This window comes from Streptomyces sp. NPDC057280 (assembly GCF_042668605.1).
In the GTDB taxonomy this organism is placed as follows: Bacteria; Actinomycetota; Actinomycetes; order Streptomycetales; family Streptomycetaceae; genus Streptomyces.
The window spans coordinates 1,131,259-1,156,770 of sequence record NZ_JBHUYR010000001.1; the positions used below are offsets into that span (position 1 = coordinate 1,131,259).

At 71.9% G+C, this 25,512-nt stretch carries 22 protein-coding genes; 7 read left to right on the forward strand and 15 right to left on the reverse strand.

Features of this window, described 5'->3' with window-relative positions; all coding sequences use genetic code 11:
- The first annotated feature begins 75 nt into the window (after window positions 1-75).
- The 3 genes from ACFUO4_RS05220 to ACFUO4_RS05230 all read left to right on the forward strand — a co-directional run bounded on the left by ACFUO4_RS05220 (window position 76) and on the right by ACFUO4_RS05230 (window position 2,370).
- On the forward strand, window positions 76-591 hold the full coding sequence (locus tag ACFUO4_RS05220; RefSeq protein WP_383480082.1) for a hypothetical protein: 516 nt from the start codon (window positions 76-78) through the stop codon (window positions 589-591).
- Window positions 592-773: 182 nt separating this feature from the next.
- Window positions 774-1,424: a zf-HC2 domain-containing protein gene (locus tag ACFUO4_RS05225; protein WP_383480084.1), complete on the forward strand. Its 651-nt coding sequence runs from the start codon at window positions 774-776 to the stop codon at window positions 1,422-1,424.
- 73 nt (window positions 1,425-1,497) lie between these two features.
- Window positions 1,498-2,370 carry a hypothetical protein gene (locus tag ACFUO4_RS05230; RefSeq protein ID WP_383480086.1) on the forward strand — a complete coding sequence of 291 codons (873 nt, stop codon included), beginning with the start codon at window positions 1,498-1,500 and terminating at the stop codon, window positions 2,368-2,370.
- Here the strand turns inward: ACFUO4_RS05230 and ACFUO4_RS05235 are convergent.
- The 3 genes from ACFUO4_RS05235 to ACFUO4_RS05245 are packed head-to-tail and all read right to left on the reverse strand — an operon-like array spanning window position 2,363 to window position 6,647.
- Window positions 2,363-3,226: an Fpg/Nei family DNA glycosylase gene (locus ACFUO4_RS05235; RefSeq protein ID WP_383480088.1), complete on the reverse strand. Its 864-nt coding sequence runs from the start codon at window positions 3,224-3,226 to the stop codon at window positions 2,363-2,365. The two genes, ACFUO4_RS05230 and ACFUO4_RS05235, sit on opposite strands and share 8 nt — an antisense overlap.
- Before the next feature lie 22 nt (window positions 3,227-3,248).
- Window positions 3,249-5,336, reverse strand: coding sequence for a SpoIIE family protein phosphatase (locus ACFUO4_RS05240; protein ID WP_383480090.1), 2,088 nt, complete (start codon window positions 5,334-5,336; stop codon window positions 3,249-3,251).
- Between the two features lie 45 nt (window positions 5,337-5,381).
- Window positions 5,382-6,647: a DUF6777 domain-containing protein gene (locus tag ACFUO4_RS05245; RefSeq protein WP_383480092.1), complete on the reverse strand. Its 1,266-nt coding sequence runs from the start codon at window positions 6,645-6,647 to the stop codon at window positions 5,382-5,384.
- A gap of 82 nt (window positions 6,648-6,729) precedes the next feature.
- On the opposite strand from ACFUO4_RS05245, the gene ACFUO4_RS05250 reads away from it, so the two are divergent.
- Window positions 6,730-8,151 (forward strand): lipase maturation factor family protein, encoded by a 1,422-nt coding sequence (locus tag ACFUO4_RS05250; RefSeq protein WP_383480094.1) that lies wholly within the window; start codon window positions 6,730-6,732, stop codon window positions 8,149-8,151.
- 33 nt (window positions 8,152-8,184) lie between these two features.
- Here ACFUO4_RS05250 and ACFUO4_RS05255 read toward each other — a convergent pair whose 3' ends face one another.
- The 10 genes from ACFUO4_RS05255 to ACFUO4_RS05300 form a co-directional block, all read right to left on the reverse strand.
- Window positions 8,185-9,126: an aldo/keto reductase gene (locus ACFUO4_RS05255; protein WP_383480096.1), complete on the reverse strand. Its 942-nt coding sequence runs from the start codon at window positions 9,124-9,126 to the stop codon at window positions 8,185-8,187.
- Window positions 9,123-9,878: an SDR family NAD(P)-dependent oxidoreductase gene (locus ACFUO4_RS05260; protein WP_383480098.1), complete on the reverse strand. Its 756-nt coding sequence runs from the start codon at window positions 9,876-9,878 to the stop codon at window positions 9,123-9,125. The genes ACFUO4_RS05255 and ACFUO4_RS05260 overlap by 4 nt, the downstream gene beginning before the upstream one ends.
- A gap of 136 nt (window positions 9,879-10,014) precedes the next feature.
- Window positions 10,015-10,491, reverse strand: coding sequence for a hypothetical protein (locus ACFUO4_RS05265; RefSeq protein ID WP_079310745.1), 477 nt, complete (start codon window positions 10,489-10,491; stop codon window positions 10,015-10,017).
- Window positions 10,492-10,567: 76 nt separating this feature from the next.
- Window positions 10,568-11,698, reverse strand: coding sequence for a winged helix DNA-binding domain-containing protein (locus ACFUO4_RS05270; RefSeq protein WP_383480100.1), 1,131 nt, complete (start codon window positions 11,696-11,698; stop codon window positions 10,568-10,570).
- Entirely contained in the window at window positions 11,695-14,718 is a 3,024-nt protein-coding gene (locus tag ACFUO4_RS05275) for an alpha-mannosidase (protein ID WP_383480102.1), read from the reverse strand. Before ACFUO4_RS05275 ends, ACFUO4_RS05270 begins: the two co-directional genes overlap by 4 nt.
- Window positions 14,719-14,745: 27 nt before the next feature.
- A complete protein-coding gene (locus ACFUO4_RS05280) occupies window positions 14,746-16,761 on the reverse strand; it encodes an endo-beta-N-acetylglucosaminidase (protein WP_383480104.1) in 2,016 nt (671 codons plus the stop codon).
- Window positions 16,758-18,014, reverse strand: a complete 1,257-nt coding sequence (locus ACFUO4_RS05285; protein ID WP_383480106.1) for a glycosyl hydrolase — start codon at window positions 18,012-18,014, stop codon at window positions 16,758-16,760. The genes ACFUO4_RS05280 and ACFUO4_RS05285 overlap by 4 nt, the downstream gene beginning before the upstream one ends.
- 40 nt (window positions 18,015-18,054) lie before the next feature.
- Window positions 18,055-18,885: a carbohydrate ABC transporter permease gene (locus ACFUO4_RS05290; RefSeq protein ID WP_079310741.1), complete on the reverse strand. Its 831-nt coding sequence runs from the start codon at window positions 18,883-18,885 to the stop codon at window positions 18,055-18,057.
- Window positions 18,882-19,787 (reverse strand): carbohydrate ABC transporter permease, encoded by a 906-nt coding sequence (locus ACFUO4_RS05295; RefSeq protein WP_383482298.1) that lies wholly within the window; start codon window positions 19,785-19,787, stop codon window positions 18,882-18,884. Before ACFUO4_RS05295 ends, ACFUO4_RS05290 begins: the two co-directional genes overlap by 4 nt.
- An 8-nt stretch (window positions 19,788-19,795) precedes the next feature.
- Complete coding sequence (locus ACFUO4_RS05300; protein ID WP_383480109.1) at window positions 19,796-21,085, reverse strand: ABC transporter substrate-binding protein; 1,290 nt, start codon at window positions 21,083-21,085, stop codon at window positions 19,796-19,798.
- Window positions 21,086-21,337: 252 nt separating this feature from the next.
- Here ACFUO4_RS05300 and ACFUO4_RS05305 point away from each other — a divergent pair, with 252 nt between their 5' ends.
- Both ACFUO4_RS05305 and ACFUO4_RS05310 read left to right on the forward strand, forming a co-directional pair.
- Entirely contained in the window at window positions 21,338-22,348 is a 1,011-nt protein-coding gene (locus tag ACFUO4_RS05305) for a LacI family DNA-binding transcriptional regulator (RefSeq protein ID WP_383482301.1), read from the forward strand.
- 107 nt (window positions 22,349-22,455) lie between these two features.
- Window positions 22,456-23,799: an amidase gene (locus tag ACFUO4_RS05310; RefSeq protein WP_383480111.1), complete on the forward strand. Its 1,344-nt coding sequence runs from the start codon at window positions 22,456-22,458 to the stop codon at window positions 23,797-23,799.
- A 99-nt stretch (window positions 23,800-23,898) separates the two neighbouring features.
- Here ACFUO4_RS05310 and ACFUO4_RS05315 read toward each other — a convergent pair whose 3' ends face one another.
- Complete coding sequence (locus ACFUO4_RS05315; protein ID WP_383480113.1) at window positions 23,899-24,072, reverse strand: hypothetical protein; 174 nt, start codon at window positions 24,070-24,072, stop codon at window positions 23,899-23,901.
- Window positions 24,073-24,468: 396 nt separating this feature from the next.
- Between ACFUO4_RS05315 and ACFUO4_RS05320 the strand changes: the two genes are divergently transcribed.
- Window positions 24,469-25,272 (forward strand): SDR family oxidoreductase, encoded by an 804-nt coding sequence (locus ACFUO4_RS05320; protein ID WP_383480115.1) that lies wholly within the window; start codon window positions 24,469-24,471, stop codon window positions 25,270-25,272.
- Window positions 25,273-25,280: 8 nt separating this feature from the next.
- Here ACFUO4_RS05320 and ACFUO4_RS05325 read toward each other — a convergent pair whose 3' ends face one another.
- A complete protein-coding gene (locus ACFUO4_RS05325; protein WP_079310738.1) occupies window positions 25,281-25,511 on the reverse strand; it encodes a hypothetical protein in 231 nt (76 codons plus the stop codon).
- Window position 25,512 lies beyond the last annotated feature (1 nt).

Consider the following 25,512-nt stretch of genomic DNA (forward strand, 5'->3'; position numbering starts at 1 on the left):
GCTGTCTTCATCCGTGTTCCCGACTGGGAGCCCGGCGACGGGCGACGCGCACGCACCGGAGGAAGGCAGGAAGGGATGCAGCACAGAGGTCAAGAGAGCACGGACGGCGCCGGCGGCGGTGAACTCACCGTTCCCATGGCCTGGTTGTACGCCGAGTACATCGCCGACGAGCTGCTGCGGACCGGCGATCTCATGCCGCCGACGTCCTTCGAGTTCCGCGCCGGGCGGGACGCCCTCGCGCTGACCATCTTCCTGTCCGACACCGACGGCGAGCTGTCCGGCATCCGGGTCGTCTCCCAGCTGGAGACGTGGCTGTCGCTGACGGCGTACGACCAGCCCTGGCAGGACTGGGTCCGCGGCCGCATGGCGCGGCTCGCGGCCGAGGCCCGCGACCGCGGCGGCCCCGCGCCCGATCTGGACCTCGCGGAGGCGGCCTGGCGCTGGCTCCAGGAGACCGAGCTGCTCGCCCCCGATCTCAACGCGGTGCCGGGCGGCGGCCCGGTGATCGGCGAGGACGAGGGCCCGAAGGTGTGGACGCCGGCCTGGCAGCTGGGACTGCCGCTGGGGCATCTGGCCATCCACCTGTTCTAGCCACACCCCGCCCGCGTTCAATCCGTCCCGGACTTTTTTCGGACGGGACCAATCCTCGTGCCCGGCCGCTCCGAATCCCTTGGTTGCGATTCTGTCTGGGGCTTGAGTGATTCGGCGGTCCGGTGCGTACCGGTGGGAGCAAGGAGTAACCCCACCCGCACCCAACGGCACGAGGATTCCGCATGAGGTCCCAGGAGAGGCATCGCGACGTCGCCGCGTACGCGCTCGGCGTGCTGGACGAGGCGGACGCGTTCCGTTTCGAGGACCACCTCATGGAATGCCCGAGGTGCGCCGCGGACGTCACCGAGTTCGGCCCGATCACCCGGCAGTTGCTGCTGTACCGGCGTTCCACGCCGCAGTTCGTGCACCCGATGGCCAAGCCGGGCCCGCGGCTGCTGGACCGGCTGCTCTCGGAGGTCGGGGCGCGGCACCGGGCCGGCCGCAGGCGCTTCCTCTGCGCGGTCGCGGCCACCGTCGCCTTCGCGGTGGCCGGCCCCGGGCTCGTGGCCCTCGCGGGCGGCGGCGAGAGCGCCGTGCAGATCGACGCGACCGACGCGCGGTCCGGCGTCTGGGCCCAGGTGACCGCCGAGGACTACACCTCGGGCAGCCAGCTGGAGCTGAAGGTGAAGGACGGGGCGGGCCCCCGCACCTGTCGCCTGGTCATCATCGGCACGGACGGCTCCGAGGAGACGGTCACCACCTGGAGCGTCCCCCGCCACGACGCCCGCGAACTCACCATGCAGGGCTCGTCGTCGCTGCACCCCGACCAGATCGCCCGCTACGAGGTGCGCTCCTCGGACGGCGAGCATCTGGTGACGCTGAAGTCCGGCTGAGTCCGGGCGAACGCGGGACCCGCCTCCCGCGTCTCAGGAGCGACACGTCTGCCGTCTGCTCCCGGGGGAAAACATGCGGGCATCCATCGCGCGAACTCTCGCCGTCCTCGTACCCATCGCGCTGTTCACGGCCGGATGCGGCAGCGAGAAGGCCGGCACCGGCGACGCCCGGTCCGCCCCGACCGGGGACCGCGCCCGTGAGGTGGCAGCCGCGTGGGACGGCTCGAAGGCCGCCGGGGTGTGGCGCGCGGGCTACTACCCGCTGTCGGACGTCGTCCAACTCCCCGAGAACGCCTTCCGGAACGAGGACGACAAGATGGCGTACTCCGCCGAGAACTACGTCCTGGACGCCGAACTGCCCACCGGATCACCGCAGAAGGGCAAGGTCGAGTGGGAGAGCGGAAGTTCGCTCAGCCTGCCTCTGATGGACGCGCGGAAGGCGTACGACAGCGTCGCCCGCGGTGGCGACGACGGACCGCATCTGACCGTGACGTCGGTGAAGCTCGGCAGGACGACCCTCGTCACCAGCCGCGGGCCGGCCACCGTGCCGGCCTGGCTGTTCACCCTGGACGGATACGACACCCCGCTCAAGCGCGTCGCGCTGGAGCCCTCGGTGCTGCCCGGGTCACCGATCGAGCCGCTGGAGAACGCCACCGATGATCTGATGGAACTCCAGCAGCTGGTCGAGGTCGGCCGGGACGGCCGGTCCGTCACGGTCCTCGCGGGACACGGCGCCTGCGACGACGGGGCCGGCGTGGAGGTCCTGGAGACGGCCGGCAGCGTGGTGCTGTCGGGGTCGATCGTCGGGGCGAGCGACGGGGACTGCACCGCCCAGCTGCTGTTCCAGAAGGTCACGGTGAAGCTGAAGCGGAAGCTCGGCGACCGGGTCCTGCTGGACGCCTTCACCGGAGCGCCGGTCACCCAGCGCCGCCTACCCACTACTTGAGCAGCCGCGACAGCCTGCGGTCCGCGAGCGGCTTGCCGCCGGTCTGGCAGGTGGGGCAGTACTGGAGCGAGGAGTCGCTGAAGGAGACCTCGCGGATGGTGTCGCCGCACACCGGGCACGGCTCGCCGGTGCGGCCGTGGACGCGCAGGCCGCTCTTCTTCTCCGCCTTCAGGCGCCCGGCGGCCACACCGTGCGAGCGCTCGACGGCCTCGGTGAGCGTGGCACGCAGGGCCGCGTAGAGGCGGGCCGTCTCCTCGGGGGTGAGGGACGCGGCGAGTTTGAACGGGGACATCTTCGCCGCGTGGAGGATCTCGTCGCTGTAGGCGTTGCCGACCCCCGCGATGAGGCTCTGGTCGCGCAGGGCCCCCTTGAGCTGACGGCGTTCGTTCGCCAGAAGTCCCGCGAGGCGCGCCTCGTCGAAGTCGTCGGCGAGCGGGTCGGGGCCGAGGCGGGCCACGCCCGGGACCTCCTGGGGGTCGTGGACGACGTACACGGCGAGGCGCTTCTGCGTCCCGGCCTCCGTCAGGTCGAACCCGGCGCCGGTCTCCAGGGCCACCCGCAGGGCGAGGGGGCCCTTGCCGGGGCGGGGCATACCGCTGGGCAGCTGGTCCTTCCAGTGCAGCCAGCCCGCGCGGGCCAGGTGGGTCACGAAGTGCGGGCCGCCGTCCGTGACCAGGTCGAGGAACTTGCCGTGCCGCCGCACCTCGGTGACCTCACGGCCTTCCAGGGCGGCGAGCGGCGGATCGTACGTCTTCAGGACACTGATCGCGACGGGCAGCACCCGGACGATCTCGTGGCCGACCAGGTGCTCGGTGAGGAAGTCCTTGAGCGCTTCCACCTCGGGGAGTTCCGGCATACGTCCAGGGTGCCATCCCCCGTCACGCGCGTCCCGGGACGACGAACTCGCACCACACGCACTTGCCGCCGCCCCGCGCCTCCACACCCCACACGTCCGCGAGCAGGTCGACCAGGAGCAGACCGCGGCCGGAGACCCCCGACTCGCCCGCCTCCCGGCGGCGCGGCAGGGCGCTGGAGGAGTCCTCGACCTCGACGCGCAGCCGGCGCTCGGAGCCGGCCAGGACCCGCAGGGTGACGATGGCGGAGCCCTCGGTGTGCATGAGGGCGTTGGTGATCATCTCGTCGGCGACCAGCTCGATCTCGTCGGCCCTCTCGCCCGAGCCCCAGGCCCGGACGGCGGCGCGGATCATGTGCCGGGCCTCGGACAGCGCCTCCGGGTCGCCGGGGGCGACGTGCTGCTGGAGCCGTCCGCCGGACTGCGGGGCTTCCAGGCCCCGGCGGCGCAGCAGGAGCAGCGCGACGTCGTCGTCGCCGCCGCGTTCCTCGGCCACGTCGATGAGCCGGTCGGCGAGGTCGCGGACGTCGGCGGGGCCGGTGCCGATGAGCGCGGTGAGGGTCTGCATGCCGTCGTCGAGGTCGGCGCCGGGCTGTTCGACGAGGCCGTCGGTGCAGAGCAGCAGGGTGTTGCCGGGGTCGAGCTCGAGGGTGGCGACGGGGTACTCGAGGCTGTCGAACTCGGCGGACAGGCCGAGCGGCAGCCCGCCCGCGACGGGGACCCGGCGGCAGCTGCCGTCGACCTGGCGCACCAGCGGGTCGATATGGCCGGCCCGAACCACCTGGACGACCCCGGTCGCGAGGTCGGCCTCGGCGTAGAGGCAGGTCGCGAAGCGGTCGGTGTCCAGTTCGTGGAGGAAGACGGAGGCGCGGGCCATGACGGTGGCGGGCGTGTGGCCTTCGGCGGCGTAGGCGCGCAGCACGATCCGCAGCTGGCCCATGACGGCGGCGGCGTGGGTGTCATGGCCCTGGACGTCGCCGATGACCGCGCCGACCCGGCCGCCGGGCAGCGGGATGAGGTCGTACCAGTCGCCGCCGATGTCCCGGCCGAGGGAGCCCGCGGCGGAGCCGGCGCGGTAGCGGACGGCGACGTCGGCGCCGCGCACACTGGGGATGGTGCGCGGGAGCATGGCCTGCTGGAGCCCGGAGGCGAGGTCCTTCTCCTGCTCGTAGAACATGGCCCGTTGCAGGCTCTGCGCGATGCTGCTGCCGAGGGCGACCAGGACGTTGCGGTCCTCGGGCGAGAACCCGCTCCGGTCGCTGTAGAGCAGGCCCATCGCACCGATCGGTCGGGCCTGCGCGATCAGCGGAAGGTAGGCGGCGGCGGTGATGTTCAGGTCGGTGAGGTGCGGCCACAGCAGCGGGTAGCGCTCGGCGAACTCCTCCGGCGACTCGATGAAACGCGGGGTCAGCGTCCGTACGACCTCGCTCATCGGGTACTGCTCGTCGATGCCTGTGAGGTCGGTGCCGGGCACGAAGCTGCCCGCGGGGCCCTCGGCGATCAGCCGGATGCGGCCCGCCTCGACCAGACCCATGACCAGGCTGGTGGCGCCGAGGTGGGTGAGGCCGTGGGTGTCCTTGAGGACCTCGATGACGTCGTCGACCGAGCGGGCGTAGGCGAGGGCGGCCGTGGTGAGCTGGACGACGTTGGTCTGCTCCTGGCGGGCGGCGTCCAGGCTGGCCTGTTCGCTGCGGGCGGCCAGGTCGTCGAGTTCCTGGGTGGCGTCCCGGACGATGCCGACGATCCGGCGCGGGCGGCCCGTCTCGTCGCGCCGGATGTAGCCCTGGGTGTGGGCCCAGCGCAGCGATCCGTCGCGGCAGCGGATGCGGAAGTAGGTGCCGTAGTTCTCGCTGCCGTCCTTCATCGCCTGGGAGACCAGGGCGTCCAGCCGGTAACCCTCGGGCGCCGGGACCCGGATCGCGAGGGTCGCGGGGTGGCCGTCGTATTCGTCGGGGCGCAGGTCGAAGACCTCGTGGGCCTGTGCGTCCATGTGGAACAGGCCGGTGTCCAGGTCCCAGTCGAAGCTCCCCATGCGGTTGAGCGCCAGAATCGGGTCCGGGTGGGCGGGCCAGTCGTCCGGGAGTGACAGGGCGCTCGCTCCCCGATCAACCATGGGCCCACCTTGCCAGCATTTGTCCGATTCTTCGACTGGGGACCGTCAGTCGCCGAAGACGTCGGTGGGGCTGTCGAAGATGCTGTCGGTGGCGGCGGGCTCGTCGGCCCCGCTCGGTTCGTCGGGGCTGTCCGGGATGAGCCCGCCGCCGTCGGGCAGGTCGGGGGTGTCCGGGACGGTCTCGGGGCCGATGTCCTGCCCGGTGTCCGTGGGCTGCGCGGCCGAGGGCGGGGCGGGGACGGTCTGGGTCTGCGGCGCGGTCGTCGGGGGCGGCGCCGTGACGGTGGCGGCGGGGCAGGCGGGGTCCTGCGTGCCGGGCGCAGCGGCGACGGGCGTGCCGGGGGACGCGGCGACGGGCGTGCCGGGGGTGGGGGTGACCGTCGGGGTGACGCAGTCGGGCGTGAGTGGCAGCTCGGCGGAGGGCGGCGCGCTCGCACTCGGCCCGGTCGTCCAGGGACTGGGGGTCGGCGTCGGCGGTGGTGCCGACGTCAGCGGCTCCGGCCGGGGTACGACGTGGTCATGGCGTACGTCGTCTCCGCAGCGTCGCTCGATCCAGGTGTTCTGGACGACGTCGAGGATCGTGATGCGGGTGGCGGCCTGCGGTGCGGGGGTCACCACGATCACCCGGTCGGGCCGGTAGCCGGACCAGGACTGCCCCTTGGTCCCGGGGTTCCCGCTCGGCATCGCCGAGGGCGTCAGCGGGTTGCCGCAGGCGCAGCGGACCCGCGGTACGCCCCGGTTGTCGACTAGGACGGCGGTGCCGGACTGCAGGACGGCCGGGAAGCTGGTGGCCTGTCCGGCCCGGTAGCCGTGGTCGGTGACACGGGTGTCCGCGCGCAGCACGACCGAGGTGAGGGAGCGCAGATAGGCGGGGACCGAGGCCTGTGCGACGCCCGCCACCTGCGCGAAGGCGCGCCCCTTGGCCGGGTCGGCGCTCAGGTGCGCGATCTGCCGGTTCACGTCACAGCTGCCGGTGCGCGCGGTGCCGCCGTAGAGGCCGGGTGTGGCGCCGGAGACGGAGCGGACGCCCGGCTGCCGGGATGGCTGGGGTTGCTGCGTTCGGGTGACGGGCGCGGGGGTGGCCGTCGCGGTCGCCGTGGACGCGGTGAAGGGGTCGGGCCCTTGGGCCGCGACGGGCTGGAGGAAGAGTTCCCCGCTCGTGCTCGCGCTCGTGTCGTTGCCGCCTGCGCAGCCGGCGACGATCAGCGCCGCCGAGAGCGCGCAGGACGTGACGAAGGTTCCGGTGAAGGTACGCACCGTGGTCTCCCGCCTCATGCCGGGCAGTTCGTCACCATTGTTTGCTTCACTCACTTGGGTTACGCAAGCGGAGCTGCGGTACACGCAGAGTGACCTAGGCTTCCCGCGCGACAATGGCAGGGAGGAGCACCTGGCCGTGGACTGGTTCACCGCATCCGGCTACTGGCTGAGCCGACTGGTCTTCCAGCGGGCTCTGGCCGGCGTGTATCTCGTCGCGTTCCTCACCGCCGCCCTCCAGTTCCGGGCACTGCTCGGCTCACGCGGTCTGCTGCCGATCCCCCGCTACGTCCAGCGGATGCCCTTCAAAGCGGCCCCGAGCCTGTTCCATCTGCACTACTCGGACCGCTTCTTCGCCGCCTGCGCGTGGACGGGCTGCGCGGTGTCGGCGGCGCTGCTCGCCGGCCTGGACTCCCGGCTCCCGCTGTGGGCGGGCATGCTGCTGTGGCTGCTGCCCTGGCTGCTGTACTTGTCGATCGTCAACGTCGGCCAGACCTGGTACGCCTTCGGCTGGGAGTCGCTGCTGCTCGAAGTCGGCTTCCTGGCCGTCTTCCTCGGCAACGACGACGTGGCGCCGCCGGTCGTGGTGCTGTTCCTGCTGCGCTGGATCCTGTTCCGGGTGGAGTTCGGCGCGGGGCTGATCAAGATGCGCGGGGACGCGTGCTGGCGGAAGCTGACCTGCCTGGACCACCATCACGAGACCCAGCCGATGCCGGGCCCGCTGAGCTGGTTCTTCCACCATCTCCCGCGTCCGCTGCACCGGGTCGAGGTGGCCGCGAACCACGTCACCCAACTCGTCGTCCCCGTCCTCCTGTTCACCCCGCAGCCGCTGGCCACGGCCGCCGCCGCGCTGATGATCGTCACCCAGCTGTGGCTGGTCCTGTCCGGCAACTTCTCCTGGCTGAACTGGATCACCATCGTGCTGGCCCTGTCCGCGGTGGAGTTCCCCTACGACGCCCCGTCGACGCCCGACGCGCCGCTCTGGTACGAGATCGTCGTCCTGGCCGTCGCCGCGCTGCTCGTCTGCCTCAGCTACCACCCGGTGGCGAACATGGTCTCCCGCCGCCAGGTCATGAACCGCTCCTTCGACCCGCTCCATCTGGTCAACACCTACGGCGCGTTCGGCAGCGTCAGCCGCGTCCGCTACGAGGTGGTGGTCGAGGGCACGGCCGACGACGTACCGCGGGAGGACTCGGACTGGCGGGAGTACGAGTTCAAGGGCAAGCCCGGCGACCCACGGCGCTGGCCCCGCCAGTTCGCCCCCTACCACCTGCGGCTGGACTGGCTGATGTGGTTCGCGGCCCTGTCGCCCGGGTACGCGGGGTCCTGGTTCGGCACCTTCGTGGAGCGACTGCTGGAGAACGACCGCGACACCCTGAGGCTGCTCCGCCGCTCCCCGTTCCCGCCCGACGCCCCGCCCCGCTACGTCCGCGCCCGCCTCTTCCGCTACCGGTACACGAGTTGGCGCGAGCTGCGGGAGACGGGCGCGTGCTGGGAGCGGACGTATGTGCGGGAGTATCTGCCGCCGACACGGCTGGCCGGGGCGGCTCAGAGGCCGTAGCCGCGGCGGTCATACGTCGCTGCAGGGCGATCCTCAGGACGGCTCCGTCAGCAGTCCCGTCTCCCGCAGCTCCTGCCAGAAGGCCTCCGGTACCGGGGTCGCGAACTGGTCGGCGCCGTCGTGGACTTCGGCCGCCGAACGGGCACCGATCAGGACGCTCGTGACGGCGGGGTGGGCGGCGCAGAAGGCCAGGGCGGCGGCACGCAGGGTGATGCCGTGCCGCTCGGCGACCTCCTTCATGCGCAGGGCACGGCGCAGCACCTCCTCGGGCACCCGGGTGTAGTCATACGTCGCCCCGGGCTTCGGGTCCGCCAGCAGACCGGAGTTGAAGGCACCGCCGACGACGACGGAGACGCCCTTCGCGAGCGCGGCGGGCAGCAGTTCGGCGGCCGCGCTCTGATCGAGCAGGGTGTAGCGGCCCGCGCACAGCACCACGTCGACGTCCGTGTCACGGACGAAGCGGGTGAGCATCCCCGCCTGGTTCATGCCGGCGCCGATCGCGCCGACGACACCCTCGGCGCGGAGCTTCTCCAGGGCCGGGTAGCCCTCTCGGAAGGCCTGTTCGGCGTGGTCGTCGGGGTCGTGCAGATAGACGAGGTCGACGCGGTCGAGGCCGAGGCGTTCGAGGGAGGCGTCCAGCGTGCGTCGGATGCCGTCCTCGGTGAAGTCCCAGACGCGGCGGTGGGTGGCGGGGACGGCGAAGCCGTGCGCCAGGTCGTCGCCGCGGTCGGCCGACGGCTCCAGGCGGCGGCCCACCTTGGTCGAGATCAGGTACGCGTCGCGCGGGTGCGCGCGCAGGGCCGCGCCGAGGCGGCGTTCGGACAGGCCGAGACCGTAGTGGGGCGCGGTGTCGTAGTAGCGGATGCCGCGGTCCCAGGCGGCGGTCACGGCCGCGTGCGCCTGCTCCTCGGGGACCTCCGAGAAGAGGTTGCCCAGGCCGGCGCCTCCGAGGCCGAGCCCTCGCGGGGGTCTCACCGGCCCGCCGGTCGCAGTCGCAGGCCCTGCATGCCGCCGTCGACGGCGAGGGAGGTGCCGGTGGTGGCGCCGGAGAGGGGGCTCGCCAAGTAGGCGATGGCACCGGCGACTTCGTCGGCGGAGACGAGGCGGCCGGTGGGCTGGCGGGCCTCCAGCGCGGCGCGTTCGGCGGCGGGGTCCGGGGCTTGGCCGAGGAGGCGGCCGATCCACGGGGTGTCCGCCGTGCCGGGGTTGACGCAGTTGACGCGGATGCCCTCGCGGACGTGGTCGGCGGCCATGGCGAGGGTCAGCGAGTACACCGCGCCCTTGGTCGCGCTGTACAGGGCGCGCTGCGGGAGGCCCGCGGTGGCGACGATGGAGCAGGTGTTGACGATCGCCGCGTGCGACGACCGGCGCAGGTGCGGGAGGGCGGCGCGGGCCGTGCGGACCATGCCGACGACGTTGACGTCCAGGACGCGGTGCCATTCGGCGTCGTCGTTGTCCTCCACGGTGCCCTGGGCACCGATCCCCGCGTTGTTGACCAGGACGTCGAGGCCGCCGAACTCGGCGACGGCGGCGGCGACCGCATCACGGACGGAGGCGTCGTCGGTGACATCGGCCCGCAATCCGAGCAGGGGCTTGGTCACGGACGACGGGTCGAGGTCGAGGACGGCGACCTGGGCGCCGCGCGCGGCCAGGAGTTCCGCCGTGGCCCGGCCGATGCCGGAGGCGCCACCGGTCACCAGGGCCTTGAGACCCTCGAAGTCGGTCATGCCGCGTGTCCCTTCTCGTTCGCTTCGTCGGCGAGATCTTCTGCCCAGAAGGGTCCCTCCGGGAACGTGTGGCGCGCGATCGAACCCGGGCGCCAGGGCGGCCGAGAAGACCGGCACGCCGAACTCGGCGGTGTGCTCAGTCGCCGGAGAAGCCGAACACCCCCAGGTGGCTCGGCTCCGCACCGGTGTGCAGGACGACGTACAGGCCGGTCCACCGCACACGGCACTCGTCGAGGAGCGTCCCGCCGGGGCCCGGCCCCTGGTCGAGGGACGCGTAGGCCCGGGTCACCGCCTCCTGGAACTGGTCGGGAGTGGGGTGCTCGGTGCCGAAGTGGTGTCTGACGCGGTCCGGCGCGAGCGGGCGCAGGGTTCCGTGGTCCTGGACGTCGTGGTCCGAGGGGGTGGTGGCCGTGTGGACGACCCGGTCGACGTCCAGGATCGTGTGGGTCCCCTCCTCCTCCATGAACTCCTCGTCCGCCCAGAGCTCCGCGAGGCTCCCGTACGTGTCGTCGTCTGCGTACTCCTCCTCGAAGACCTGCGCGTGCAGTGCCTTCAGGGACTCCTCGACGGTCCCCTCGAACGGGGTGACGTACTCCCAACCGCTGGCACCCATGCGTGCCCCCCTCCCGATGCGACATCCGCAAGATCGATGCCACTCTAGGCATCGCCACTGACAACGCCGCGGGCGGTCAGCCGGGCAGCACCCGTGCCTGTCCCGCGGGCAGCTTGGTCCACCAGTGGGCGTAGCGGCGGTAGACCGACGGGTCCCTGTCCGCCAGGAACGCGAGCAGGGCGCGCGCCTCCTCGGCCAGGGCGTCCCACGCCGCGTCCGGGAGGTCGTGGAAGGCGGTCGCCTCGATGCCGCCCCCCACGGGACGCCAGACACCGGCCACGTACCCGTCGACGAGCAGCGTCGGCAGGACGTCGCCGTTCACGCGGGTCACCAGCTTGCGGTACTCGGGCGGGACCACCCGGCTGCGGTCGTCGTACGCCAGCAGGACGCTGTCCCACATGGGGAGGAGGCGGGGTGGGGCGGCGGTGTCGGCGGGTGGGCGCGGGCCGCCCCGGACGTCGTACAGCATTCCGCCCTCGGGGCCGGCGATCACCTCCAGCGTGTCTCCCAGTTCCTTCAATGCCGCCCGCACACGCGCCCGTTGGACCATGGCGAACTGGGCGATGTCCGCCGCCGACGCCGGTCCGAAGCCTTCCAGGTAACGCAGGACGAGGTCGGACAGTGCTCCCTCAGGATCGCCGGTGAAGCGGCCTTCGGGCGCGGCGACGTACGACGGGGAGTACTCGAACGACCATGGCCCGCCGGTCGGTACGTGCACCAGTGGGACGTACGACCGCAGCCCCCACCACGCTCCGTCCTTCTTCTCCTCTCCCACCCGCTCCGCCAGCCAGCCCGCCAGGTCGCCGTTCGAGCGCGGGGAGGCCGCGAACTCCAGGAGCCCCGGCTCCAGTTCGGCGGCGTCCGCCGGGGTGAGCCCCGCGGCGGCGAAGCGGTAGCCGAGCCGGGAGGCGTACAGCGTCGGCTGCATCGCCTCCCGGACCGTGCGGTAGTCGTCGCGGTGGACGGTGTGCAGGGTGATCCGCAGCAGGGTCGCCTTGACGAGCGTGCGGTCGGCGAAGGCCGCGTCCAGCTCGGCCGGGTCGAAGCCGTCGAGCCGGTTCCACAGCGCGAGATACGGTGACGCCGGCTGCTGCGCCTGGAGGGCGAGGAGCCGCCGGACGGCATCGGCGGCGCCCAGCGGCTCGCGGCGCAGGAGCAGCTGGCGGGCGAGGGTGGCCCGGTTGAGTTCCCGCGCGGTGATCGTCACGAACGGGATTGTGCCCTTCGGAACCTCAGCGTCACCAGTTGGAAGGGGCGCAGTCGCAGGGTCACCCGGTCGCCGTCACGGGCCACGATCTCCGTCAGCGGCCGCTCCAGCAGGTCGGTCGCCACCACGTCCGCGACCTCGAAGCCGGTCGTCAGGGTGGCCCTGGCCCGGCCTCCATGGGCCTCGTGCAGGCGGATCACCACATCGCCGCTGCCGTCGTCGGCCAGCTTCACCGCGGTGATCACGACGGCGTCCCGGTCGACCGTGACCAGCGGCGTGACCTCGCCGGCGCCGGTGAGCCGCCGTTCGGGCAGGTTGATCCGCCAGCCCTCACGGACCGCGTCGCCGATGCCCGCACCGGGGATCAGGGCGTGCCGGAAGCGGTGGACGCCCTGGTCGGTCTCGGGGTCGGGGAAGCGCGGGGCACGCAGCAGGGAGACCCGGACGGTGGTGGTCGTACCGCCGTCGCCGTCCGTCCGTACCGTGCGGGTCACGTCGTGCCCGTACGTCGAGTCGTTGGCGACGGCGACGCCCCACCCCGGTTCCTCCAGGTGGACGAAGCGGTGGTTGCAGGCCTCGAACTTGGCCGCCTCCCAGCTGGTGTTGGTGTGGGTGGGGCGGTGGAAGTGCCCGAACTGGGTCTCGGACGCGTACCGTTCGGCGTGCACGTCCAGCGGGAAGGCCAGCTTCAAGAACTTCTCCGTCTCGTGCCAGTCGACCTCCGTGTCAAGGAGCAGCCGCCGATCCCCCGGTGCGAGGGACAGCAGTTGGGTGACGCGGGAGGAGCCGAAGGTGCGGACGATCCGCACGCCGGTCTCGCCGTCGGCGACGACCTCGTCCGCGGTCGTCAGATCGGTGACCGTGTGGCGGTAGAACTCGTCGACGTCCCAGGCGTCCCACATGTTCGGGAAGTCGGGGTGGAGCTGGAGGAGGTTGGCGGCGGTGCCCGGGGCGATCGTCTCGCGGTCGGCCTCGATGTCGTGGACCGAGACGACCAGTCCGTCGCCGTCGATCTCGATGCGCAGGAGGCCGTTGTCGAGGAGGTGACCTCCGGCGGGGCGCGGGGTGATCCGGGTGCGGCCTTCGGCGGCCGGGGTGCCGGCGCCGCCCGCCGGGATGCCGGCACGGGTGTGCGGGGTGGCGTTGAAGACCAGCTCCCGGTCCCCCTCCCCCGCCAGGGCCCGCTGGGCGGCGTCGACGATCGCGTTCAGTTCCCCGGCGATCCGCTCGTACGTCTTCCGCGCCTCGCGGTGCACCCAGGCGATGGACGAACCGGGCAGGATGTCATGGAACTGGTGGAGCAGGACGGTCTTCCAGATGCGGTCCAACTCCTCGTAGGGGTAGGGGAATCCGACCCGCACGGACGCGGTCGCCGCCCACAGTTCGGCCTCCCGCAGGAGGTGTTCGCTGCGCCGGTTGCCCTGCTTCGTCCTGGCCTGGCTGGTGAGGGTGGCGCGGTGCAGTTCGAGGTACAACTCCCCTACCCACACCGGCGGTTCCGGGTACTCTGCCTCGGCCTTCTCGAAGAACTCCGCCGGGCTCTCCCACACGACGGTCGCCGAGCCTTCCAGGTCGCGCAGCCGGGCCGCCTTGGCGATCATCTCGCGGGTCGTGCCACCGCCCCCGTCGCCCCAGCCGGTCGGCGCGAGGGAGTGCCGGGCGAGGCCCTTGTCCTTGAAGTTGCGGGCCGCGTGGGCGATCTCGCTGCCCTTCATGGAGCAGTTGTAGGTGTCGACGGGCGGGAAGTGCGTGAAGATCCGGGTGCCGTCGATGCCCTCCCAACGGAACGTGTGATGCGGGAACTTGTTGGTCTGGGACCAGGAGATCTTCTGCGTCAGCAGCCACTTGGAGCCCGCCGCCTTGATGATCTGCGGCAGGCCCGCCGCGAAGCCGAAGGTGTCCGGCAGCCAGGCCTCGTCGTTCTCGATGCCGAACTCGTCGAGGAAGAACCGCTTGCCGTGCACGAACTGGCGGGCCATCGCCTCCGAGCCCGGCATGTTGGTGTCCGACTCCACCCACATGCCCCCGGCGGGCACGAACCGCCCGTCCGCCACCGCCTTCTTCACCCGCGCCCACACCTCGGGCCGGTGGTCGCGGACCCACGCCCACTGCTGGGCCTGCGACATGGCGAACACGAACTCCGGCTCGTCCTCCAGCAGAGCGGTCATGTTGGAGGTCGTACGGGCCACCTTGCGGACCGTCTCGCGCAGCGGCCACAGCCACGCCGAGTCGATGTGCGCGTGGCCGACGGCGCTGATGCGGTGGGCGGACGGCACGGCGGGCTCGGACAGGACAGTCTCCAGGCGTACCCGCGCCTGTGCGGCGCTGCCGTTCACGTCCTGGAGGTCGACGGCGTCCAGGGCCCGGTCCACCGCCCGCACGATGTCCCAGCGGCGCGCCGAGTCCACCGGCAGCTCGTGCATCAGCTCGCCGAGCACCTCCAGGTCGAGGACGAGCTGCCACACGGTCTCGTCGAAGACGGCGAGGTCCATGCGGGTGAGCGTGTACTGGGGCTCGCTGCCCGCGGTCTCCTTGTCGCCCAACCGCGTGGGCAGGAAGGGGTGGTAGTCGAGGATGACGGGGTTGGAGGCGGCCTCGACGTGCAGCCGCACCTCCTCGCCGCCCTCGACGGGCGCACCGATCCTGACCCACTGGTTGCGCGGGTTGAGGCCCTTCACCGGGGTGCCGTCGGGCCGGTAGACCAGGCCCTCGCACTGGAAGCCGGGCATGTTCTCGTCGAAGCCGAGGTCGAGGAGGGCCTCGACGGTCTTCCCGGCCCACGCTTCGGGGACCGTCCCGGTGACCCGGAACCAGCTGGTGCCCCAGGGGGCGCCCCAGCGGGCGCCGACCTCGATCGGTACGGGCTCGGCCGCCAGCCCTTCGGCGACCGGCACCGGCTCGCCGGGGGCGTGCCAGACCGCCACCTCCAGCGGCACGGACTCGGGGTACACGGCGGGGCGGACGCGCTCGTCGAGGACCCGCTTGAGCCGGGCCTCGACCAGACGGCGGTCGTCATGCATGGGGCACTCCAGGGTGAGGGTGGTGGGTTACCAGGTGTGGGTGACGGAGACGGGCGCCGACGACGTGTACAGCTCCCCCACGGCCCGCAGTTCGAACCGCGCCGCCCGCTCGCCCTGTTCGGGCTGGAGGCCGCCGACGAAGTAGGCGTTCTGGCAGGTGCCGCCGAGGAAGCGCCGGGTGCCGTCGGGGAGGACACGGTGCAGGGTGTGGTGGCGTACGGCGTCGGGGGCGGGGTTCCAGGCGAGGCGGAGGTCGCCGCCGGACGCGGCGGTGACGCGGAGGCCGGTCGGAGGCGCGGGGGTCTCGACCGCGTCCCTGACGGCGATGCCGCCCAGCCGCCACCGCACGGGGCCGCCCTCCGTCGGGGTCAGCCGCACGCCGAGCGCATGGATCATGCCGGTCAGGCCGGTGAGCCGTACCGTCGCCGTCTGCCAGCCGGCGACCGCACCGCCGTTGACCGGGTTCACCGGCAGATACCTGTACGGCGGCGTCGACCCGGCCGACGCGGGCTCACCCGTCGCCACCGCGAGCTCGACGTTCACGGCGCCCGCGTCGGTCCGATGCGTCAGCTCGACCACCGTGTCCTCACCGATCGGCAGCCGTGTCGCATACACATCCACCACCGTCGGCGCGTCCAGTTCACCGTCCACCAGGACACTGCTCCCGCCGCGCCACGCGTCCGCGAAGTCGAAGCCGACCACCGGCCGCCGCCCCTCCGTGCGGACCACCCACTGCCGCGACGGCAGCCGGTCCTGGAGGCCGAGGTGGTTCCAGGGCCTGTCCGAGGTGACCGCGCCCTCCTCGTACCATCGCAGCCCGCGCCCGGTGTTGAACACGCTCGCGAAGGGCACCGCCGTCACCGTGGACCGGTCGGCGACGGACACGGCCGGTGCCCGCCAGGAGTCCGTGGTGTCCGGCCGGGACGGGTCGAGTGAACGGCCGCTCCAGAAGCGGTCGTCGGCCGCGTGGAAGTCCTCGGGCGTACGGGTCGCGGGCAGGTGGTTGCGGGTCCACTCGGGCCGGTACAGGCCGAGCGAGGTGATGTGGGCGCGCCCGCTCGGCACGATCGCGTCCCAGTTCACGGACGTGTTCCAGCCGTTCGCCTCGACGTCCACGCCCGCCCACAACTGGTGACGGCTGCGCCCCAGTTGGTCGGCGCGGGTCCCCGAGGAGGCGAGGCTGCCCGCCGTCCACCGGAAGTCCACGAACATGTCGTCGGCCGCCTCGAAGAAGGCCTGGTTGCTGCTGTTGAGGGCGCCCTGCCAGCTCACCGACCCGTTCACGGTCATCGAGTCGTACCAGGTCACCCGCTGTCCCCGGGCGGCGGCAAGCGACTTCAGCTCCCGCACGAAGCCGAGCATGGCGGCCCCGAGCGCGCTGTCCCCGCCGCCGGTCTCGGCGTTCACGAACCACCCGTCGAAGCCGTACGCCGCGGCGACGGCCACGAGCCGGTCGGCCAGCGGATACCGCCCGGCCGCGTCCTTCTGCACCAGATCCCGCGTCCACCGCAACTGCCCGCCGTACGCGACCGGCGGCAGGAAGACGTTGCCGAGGACGGGCACGCCGTGCCGGTGCGCGGCGTCCACGATCGGCGCGTTCGGCGCGAGGATCAGGCCCTCGCCGGAGGAGCCGCCCCAGAAGACGAGTTCGTCGACGTACGCCCAGTGCGCGAACGCGTAGTAGTCGGCCGTCGCCGCACCCTGCGAGGGGTTGCCCGACGTCGGCCCGAAGGAGACCAGGGACTGGATACGGGCCTGCCCGGAGCGGGCGGTCGGGTTGGCCGGGGTCGGCGTGAAGCGTGGGGCGAGCGGGACGGACGCGGCGTTGAAGGCGAGGTCGGGGTCGTCGGCGGCGCGCCAGGACTTCAGGCTGCGCCAGGTGATGCCGGTGCCGGGACTGCCGGAGGGCAGCGAGTCCGGGTACCAGTAGGACGCGTACGGCTGGAGTGCGGCCGCCGCTCTCGGAGCCGCCGTGGCGGGCGACGAGGGCAGTACGGTCGCCGCGGCCGCTGCGAGCAGGACCGTGCGTCTGGTGGGGTTCACGAGCGGGTGCCTCCTTGTGGGGTGGGGAGTACCTGGTCGGACGTGACGGTTTCGGTGATGCCGCGGGCGGCGAGGTGGTCGGCGTCGGCGGCGTGGGTGTCGAGGACGGTGGTGGGTCGGGCCCCGTCGGCGACGAGCCGGAAGAAGGCGTCGTAGACGGGTCCGCCGGGGGCGCACATCGACCGCCTCGACGGGTGCGCGGGGACGACCAGGGCCGTGGTGCGCGGGGCCGGGGCGTAGGTGTGCTCGCGCGCCGCCTTCGCCAGGACGCGGGCGATGTCCTTGGGCCGGCGGTCGTTGGTGAGGAGGCCGAGACCGTATTCGAGCGACGGGAAGTCCGCCAGTTCCCTTGACACGTCGTGCGAGCACCACCAGGTGATGCCCCACAGGCCGGTGCAGTCCAGGGCGCCCGCGACGGTCGCCTCGGTGAAGGCGGCGGCGTGCTCGGGCGGGACCAGGGGCGCGGGGGCGCCGACCTCCTGGAGCCAGACGGGGCGGTGCGGGTCGTCGGCCCAGGCCTTGCTCAGCTCGACGAGGTAGGCGGCGTGGTGTTCGGTCGGCACGGAGGTGCGGCCGTGGCGCTGGGCGGTGCCGTTGAACACCCAGGAATGCACGGCCGTGACGGCACCGAGGCGGGCGGCCTGGGCCGGGGTGAAGGGCTGGTCGTCCTGGTACCAGGTGGCGTCGTACTCGGCGTGCAGATGCAACCGGCCCGGCGCGCCCTCCTCGCACGCGGCCAGCAGCCGCGTCAGCCAGGCGTCGATCTGGTCGGACGTGGCCCGGTCGGGGTCGGGATGGGGGCCTGCCGAGAACTGGTTGACCTCGTTGCCGAGGGTCATGCCGATGAAGTTGGGCCGGTCGGCCAGGGCGGCGGCGAGCGTCCGCAGATAGGCCGCCTGCCCCTCGACGACGTCCGGGTCGGTGAACAGATTGCGCCGGTGCCAGGTCCTGGTCCACGCCGGCAGGAAGTCGAAGCTGCTCAAGTGCCCTTGCAGGCCGTCGACGTTGACGTCCAGGCCGCGTTCGGCGGCGGCGTCGGCCAGCCGCACCAGCTGGTCGACGGCGGCGGGACGGATCAGGGTGCGGTTGGGCTGGAAGTACGGCCACAGCGGGAAGACCCGGATGTGGTCGAGGCCGAGCTCGGCGATCGAGTCGAGGTCGGCCCGTACGGAGTCCAGGTCGAAGTCGAGCCAGTGGTGGAACCACCCTTCGCTGGGGGTGTAGTTGACGCCGAAGCGCACGGCAGAAGGCATGCGGTGTCCTTGCGACTCAGGAAGTGGCCCAGGGGGTGGTTCAGCCCTTGACCGCACCCTCGCCCACCCCGCGGAAGAAGTACCGCTGGAGACAGGCGAAGAGGGCGATCAGCGGGGCCACGGCGATGACCGTGCCCGCGGCGACGAGGCGTTCGTCGTTGGCGAAGGTGCCGTGCAGGTAGTTGAGGCCGATGGTGAGCGTGAACTTGGACGGGTCGCTCAGCACGATGAGCGGCCACAGGAAGTCGTCCCAGGCACCCATGAAGGCGAAGATCGCGACGACGGCCAGGGTGCCCTTGACGGACGGGACCGCGATCCGCAGGAACCGCTGCCACACGTTGGCGCCGTCGACGTAGGCCGCCTCCTCGATCTCGTACGGCAGGTTGAGGAAGGCGTTGCGCATCAGCAGCACGTTCATCGCGCCGATGCAGCCCGGCAGGACCACCCCGATCAGGGTGTTGTTCAGGCCGAGCTCCCGCATGGTCGTGAACTGGGCGATGATGATGCCCTCCACCGGCACGAGCATCGCCAGGATGAAGGCGAGGGTGGCGACCCGGCGGCCCCGGTAGCGCAGACGGGCCAGGGCGTAGCCGGCGAGGGCGGCGCCGACGCAGTTGGTGACGACGTTGGCGGTGGCGACCTTCAGCGAGTTGAACGCGTAGTCCCAGACGGGGATGGTTTCCGAGACCCGTTCGTAGTTGTGCAGGGTGGGGTGGTGGGGCAGGAAGGCCGGCGGGGAGCTGTAGATGTCCTCGGTGGGACCCTTCAGGGAGGTCGACAGCTGCCACAGGAACGGGCCCACGGTCAGGGCGAGTACGGCGAGCAGCAGCACGTACCGGAGGACCAACTCCCCTGTGCGTACCCGGGTCATGACGCACTCCTGCGGTCCGCCCGCAGCACGAGCAGCATCAGGGCGACGGTGACGACGAAGACGACGACGGAGATGGCGGAGGCGTAGCCGACGCGGCCGGTCAGTCCGGTGCCGGTGCGCTGGACGAGCATCACGAGCGTGGTGTCCTCACCCGCCGGGCCGCCGCTCGGGCCCGCCATCAGGTACACCTCGGAGAACACCTTGAAGGCGGCGACCGAGGACAGCGCCCCGACCAGGGCCATGGTCGAGCGGACGGCCGGCACGGTGACCGTGAGGAAGCGCCGTACCGCACCCGCCCCGTCCACGGCCGCGGCCTCGTGCAGTTCACGCGGGACGTTCGCCAGCGCCGCCAGATAAATGATCATGTAGTAGCCGAGGCCCTTCCAGACCGTGACGGCCATCGCGCTCATCAGGAGCAGCCACTGGTCGCTCAGAAAGCCGACCCGGCCCACCCCGATCGTCTCCAACAGCGCGTTGATCAGGCCGCGTTCGTCGAGGAGCCACACCCAGATCAGGCCGACCACCACGATCGAGGCGACGACCGGGGTGTAGAAGGCGGACCGGAAGAAGGTGATGCCGGGGATGTTCTTCTGCACGAGCAGGGCGAGCAGCAGCGGCAGGACCACGAGGGCGGGGACGACTCCGAGGACGTACACCGCACTATTGCGCAGGCCGATCCAGAACATGTCGTCGTGCAGCAGCTCACGGAAGTTGGCGAGCCCGACGAACTCGCCCGGGATCAGTGTGCGCCGGTCGGTGAAGGCGTTCACCAGGGTCGACACGAACGGGTACAGGATGAACGCGCCGATGACGAGCAGGCCGGGCGCGGCGAAGAGCCAAGGGCTGGTGGGCAGTTGGCGCCGGACACGCACGGCACGTGTCCGGGGCCCGGTCGACGGCATCAGCATGACTAGCCCTGCTGCCGGAGCAGTGTGTCGCAGGCCTTGACAGCGTTGTCAAGAGCTTCCTTCGGGCTCTCCTTGCCCTGGAGCGCCTTGGCGACCTCGTTGCGCAGCGCCGTCTTCATCTGCTCGCTGAACAGCACCGGCGTGTAATTGACCGCGCTCTTCAGCGACTTGGCGGCGGCGACCCGCACCCGTGTCTCGTCCGTCCCGTCCTCCTTGGTGAAGTACGGGTCGTCCAGGGAGCCGGCGGTGCTCGGGAAGATGGCGACCTGCTTGGCGAAGGACATCTGGTGCGCGGCGTCGGTGACGTAGTGCGCGAAGGCGACCGCGGCCGGCTTCCTCTTGGTCTGCGCGTTCACCATCACGCCCATCACGTACATGTTGACGTGGCCGGTGCTGGTGATCTGGTCGGTGATGCCGATGTTCTTGTACAGGTTGGGCGCCTGCTTCTTGAAGTTGCCGAGGTCGAGGGCGCTGCCGGGGTTCATGGCGACGGCCTCGGTGAGGAACTTCTTGCCGGACGACTCGGGGGTGGCGGTCAGCGCCTGCGGGTCGAGGGCCTTGGCGTCGTACAACTGCTTGTACTTCGCTAGGAGTTCGACGCCCTTCGCGTCGTTGAAGGCGAAGGCGGTGCCGGCGGGGTTCATCAGCGGGACGCCGTAGCGGCCGAAGTCCTCGATGGTGGGCACGTTGGCGAGGGTGGAGACCTCGCCGTCGCTGTTCTTCGCGATCTGGAGGGCGTCGCTGAAGAGTTCGTCGTACGTCTTCGGCGGCTGGTCGGGGTCGAGGCCCGCCTTCTCGAACAGGGACTTGTTGTAGAACAGCGGCCCGGTGTTGAGGTACCAGGGGAAGGCGTACGTGCCGGTCATGCCCGGTATCCGATGGCTGGCCCAGGCCCCCTCCAGGTACTCCTTCCTGTACTGCCCGGCCGCCTTGTCGAGGTCGAGCGCGAGGCCGGCCTTGGCGAGCGGGGCGACGAGGTCCGGGGAGACGTTGACGACGTCGGGCAGGGTGCCGCCGGCGGCGTCGGCGCTGATCTTGTCGGCGTAGCCCTCGGCGGGCTGGTCGACCCATTTGACCTCGGTGCCGGGGTACTTCTTCTCGAAGTCGGCGATCAGGCCCTCGAAATACGGCTTGAAATTGGCCCTGAGGTTCCAGGTCTGGAAGGTGATGTCGCCCTCGACCTTGCCGGAGGCGTCGGTCGAGCCGCCGTCGTCGCCTCCGGAGCCGCAGGCGCTCAGCGGCAGGACGAGACAGACGGCGGCGGCGACCAGGGCTCTGCGGGAAACGGGCACGGCGAACGGCCTCCTTGGGCAACGGGTCGGTGCGGCGGAGTGGACGGATGTGCGGTGGGTCGGCCGACGACGCAGACCCTGCACGCCCCGCCGAGGGCCCGTCAATAACCCTCACAGAGCTAATCGAATTAGTGACTAATGCGGTTTAGCTTCTTGAGCGCTGAACCGTATTAGTGCATGCTGGCGCGAAATCCTTCGCAGGAATGGGGAAGCACGGTGTCAGGCAAGCGCTCACCGGCCCGTCGGCCCACGATGAAGGACATCGCGCGGCATGCCGGCGTCTCCCAGAGCGCGGTCTCCTTCGCCCTGAACGGCCGGCCCGGGGTCTCCGAGGAGACCCGGGACCGGGTGCGGCAGGTCGCCGAGGAACTGGGCTGGCGGCCCAGCACGGCGGCCCGCGCCCTGTCCGGCGAGGGCGCGGCCACGGTCGGTTTCGTGCTGGCCCGCCCCGCGGACACCCTCGGCGTGGACTCGTTCTTCCTCCAACTCGTCTCGGGCATCCAGGAGGTGCTCGCGGAACGTCATCTCGGGCTGCTCTTCCAGGTGGTGGAGGACGTCGCCGACGAGTGCGCGGTCTACCGGCGCTGGTGGGCCGAGCACCGGGTGGACGGCGTGCTGGTGGTCGACCCGCGCACCGCCGACCCGCGTCCCGATCTCCTGGACGAACTCGGCCTGCCCGCCGTGGTGATCGGCGGCGCGCCCGACGAACGCCACCCCGGACTGTCCACGGTGTGGGCGGACGACGCGGGCGCGATGGCCTCGGTGGTGGACGGCCTCTACGCCCTCGGCCACCGCCGGATCGTGCACATCGCGGGCCTGCCCGGCCTCGCCCACACCGAGCGCCGCATCCGCACCCTGCGCGCCGAGGCCGAGCGGCGCGGCCTCACCGGGGTGCGGTCGGTGACCACCGACTACTCCGACGCCGAGGGCGCGGCCGTCACCCGCCGGGTCCTGGAGTCCGCCGACCCGCCGACCGCGCTGATCTACGACAACGACGTGATGGCCGTCGCCGGCGCCGCCGCCGCGACCGAGCTGGGCCGGTCGGTGCCGGCGGACGTGTCCGTGGTCTCGTGGGAGGACTCGGCGCTGTGCCGCATGGTCAAGCCGTGGCTGTCCGCTCTGTCCCGGGACAGCGTCGAGTTCGGACGCACGGCGGCCAGGGAACTGACCGCGCTCCTGGACGGCGGACCGGCACGGACTGTGCGCGTTCCGGTGCCGCGACTGATCGAACGGGGCAGCACGGGAGCGGCCCGCGAGGCCTGACGCCGGACCCGGAGGGCGGGTCGGCGTCGGACAGCGTCGCCCTCTCGACTCCGCGACCGAGCCGGGGCACAGTTCTCCCTACATACTCGCCAGTACGAGGAGAGACCGTGACCAGCTGGACCGGCCGGACCGCCGCCGAGATCGCCGCCGCCGTGCGGGAGAAGCGGGCCACGCCCCGCGAGGTGGTGGCCGAGCACCTCGCCCGGATCGAGCGGCTCGACGGCCGCGTCGGCGCCTTCCGCACGGTACGGGCCGAGGCGGCGCTCGCCGAGGCCGACGAGGTGGGGGCCCGTGCCGACCTGGCCGAACTGCCCCTCGCCGGGGTGCCGGTGGCCGTCAAGGACAATCTCGCGGTGCGGGGCGAGTCCAAGCGCGTCGGCTCGGCGGCCACGCCCGACACGCCGTCGGCGGAGGACCATGTGACGGTCGCCCGGCTGCGTGCCGCCGGCGCGGTGGTCGTGGGCCTGACCAATGTGCCCGAGCTGTGCGTCTTCGGTACGACCGAGGGCGTCCACGGCACCGCCCGCAACCCGTGGGACACCTCGCGCACGGCGGGCGGCTCCTCCGGCGGCAGCGCGGCCGCCGTCGCCGCCGGCCTGGTCCCGATCGCCCTCGGCAACGACGGCATGGGCTCCTTGCGCATCCCGGCGGCCAACTGCGGCCTCGTCACCATCAAGCCGGGTCACGGCGTGGTCCCGGCGGGCGTCAGCGACGGCGACTGGTTCGGCATGTCCGAGAACGGCCCGCTGGCGACGACGGTGGAGGACGCGCGGCTGATGCTGGGCATCCTGGCGGACGCCGAGTTCGTACGACCGGCCGAGTCCGGGATGCGCAAGGTGGCCGTCTCCCTGCGCAGCCCGATCGCCGGCATCGCGATCACCGCGCCCTACAGGACGGCCGCCCGGGACGCCGCCGAGGTGCTCATGAAGGCCGGCCACCAGGTGCGCCGCGCCGACCCGTCGTACCCTATGTCGCTGAGCTTCACCTCGCTCGCCCACTGGACGGCGGGCACGGCGGAGGACGCCCAGGGCCTGGACCCCTCCCTGCTGACCCGGCGCACCCGGGTGCACGCGGCGGTCGGCCGCCGTTTCGTGAAGACGGTCGGCACCGGCACGGCCCGCGAGGAACTGCGCCGCCGTTTGGAGCCGTTCTTCGAGGAGTACGACATCCTGCTCACCCCGGCGCTGGCCCGCCGCTCCCCCGCGTCGGCGCCCTGGCACGAGCGCGGCTGGCTGCGCAACGTCCTGGCCAACACCAACTACTCGCCCCTGACCCCGCCGTGGAACCTCACCGGCTGGCCCGCGATGGCGGTCCCGTTCGGCACCCTGCCGTCCGGCGCCCCCACCGCCGTGCAACTGGTCGGCCGCCCGGGCTCGGAGGCGGTGCTGCTGGAGACGGCGGAGCAGCTGGAGAAGCTGCATCCGTGGCAGCGGACGGCACCGCTGGACTGAGCCGGGTCAACCCCGTTCGTGTGGGTGCACATGCGGATCGGCATGGGCGTGCGTGGCGCACACCCATGCCGACGGCGATCGCGAAGGGGACCGACCGGGTCAGTCCACGCTGGGCAGGATGTGGGGCTCGGCCAGGTCTTCTTCGTAGCCCGCGAGGCGGATGGGGGCGGACCGCGCCCAGACGTCGAGGCTGCCGAGCTGGCCGGGCCTGCGGCCGGCGCGCTCCGGACGTTCCTTGGGGCGTTGCTCGCGATTCGTCTTCTCCGGTGTCACCGCGCACTCCTTATGTGTCGGGTCACCCTCGGGGCGTACCAGCCAGGATGCGGCCTGGCGCCGGACGCCCGCTCGGGTCTGAGTCAAATCAGTTCGGACGCGGTGGCGCCGGTAACTCTGATGAGTACAGGCCGTGGTGATCGGCTTGCCCCAGGACGGACCGTGGGTGTGGGTGGGACCCCGTACTGCTGTCCGTCGGCTACAGATTAACCAAATGAGCAGGGGTCCGCTCTATGGGGCTGAAAACATGGGGTAACTATCACAAGTCCCCTGTGTTGATTGGCTCGTTTATGCAGGTATTTGCCCTGATATGCCCTGCCGACGAGCTCACCCGTTCGGCCTACACGCCTGTCGGCTCCCCTGTCATCTGACGGTCCGTCATGAGACGGTACGCCGATGACGTCGTCGTACGGGCTGGCCGGGAAGGCCGCCGTCGTCACCGGTGGGACGCGTGGCATCGGGCGCGAGGTCGCCCGGCAGCTGGCGGACGCCGGGGTGCTGGTGTGCGTGACCGCGCGGGACGCGGCGGACGTCCGGCGGACCGCGGCCGAGCTGGGCGGCGTCGGGGTGGCGGGCAGCGTGGCGGACCCCGCTCATCTGTCGGAGGTGACCGCGCTCGCCCTGCGGGCGTTCGGGCGGATCGACGTCGTCGTCAACAACGCGGCGACCAACCAGCCGTACGGCCCGCTGATGGACGCCGAACCGGACGCCTGGCGGACGGCGTTCACCGTGAACGTCGAGGCACCGCTGCGGCTCGTGCAGTGCGCGTGGCGGGCGTGGATGCGGGAGCACGGCGGTTCGGTGATCAACGTCTGCACGGAGGGCGCCACGCACGTCGGGCCGCACATCGGCGCCTACGGCACCAGCAAGGCGGCCCTCCTCCATCTGACCCGGCAGCTCGCCGGGGAGCTGGCCCCTCGCGTCCGCGTCAACTCCGTCTCGCCCGGTCTCGTCCGCACCGAGATGGCCCGCTTCGTGTGGGAGCCGGGCGAGGCGGAGGTCGCCGCGGGGCTGCCGCTCGGCCGGATCGGGGAGCCGGCGGACGTGGCGCGGGCCGTCGTGTGGCTGGCCTCGGACGCGGCCGAGTGGATCACCGGGGCGGATCTGCTGGTGGACGGCGGGACGCGGGTGCGGGCGGCGCACCCGGGCGGGTACGCCGTCCACGACCGGCTGCGGTCGTACACGCCGCCGCAGCCCTGAGCGGGCGCTTACGGGAAGAGCGCGATCCCCATGAGGACGATCAGCACGACGAACGCGACGAGCGCGATCGTGCCCCAGGTCCAGGGGTGTTTGTAGGGGTCGTGGGCGCCGCCGCGGGGCCGGTCCTCGGGGAGGACGGGGTGCGCCGGGCGGTCGCTCGCGTAGAACTGCTCGTCGGTGGGGTAGTGGTTGCGCGGGTCACCGAGAGCGCGCGGATCGATGTTGTGCGGACTGGCCATG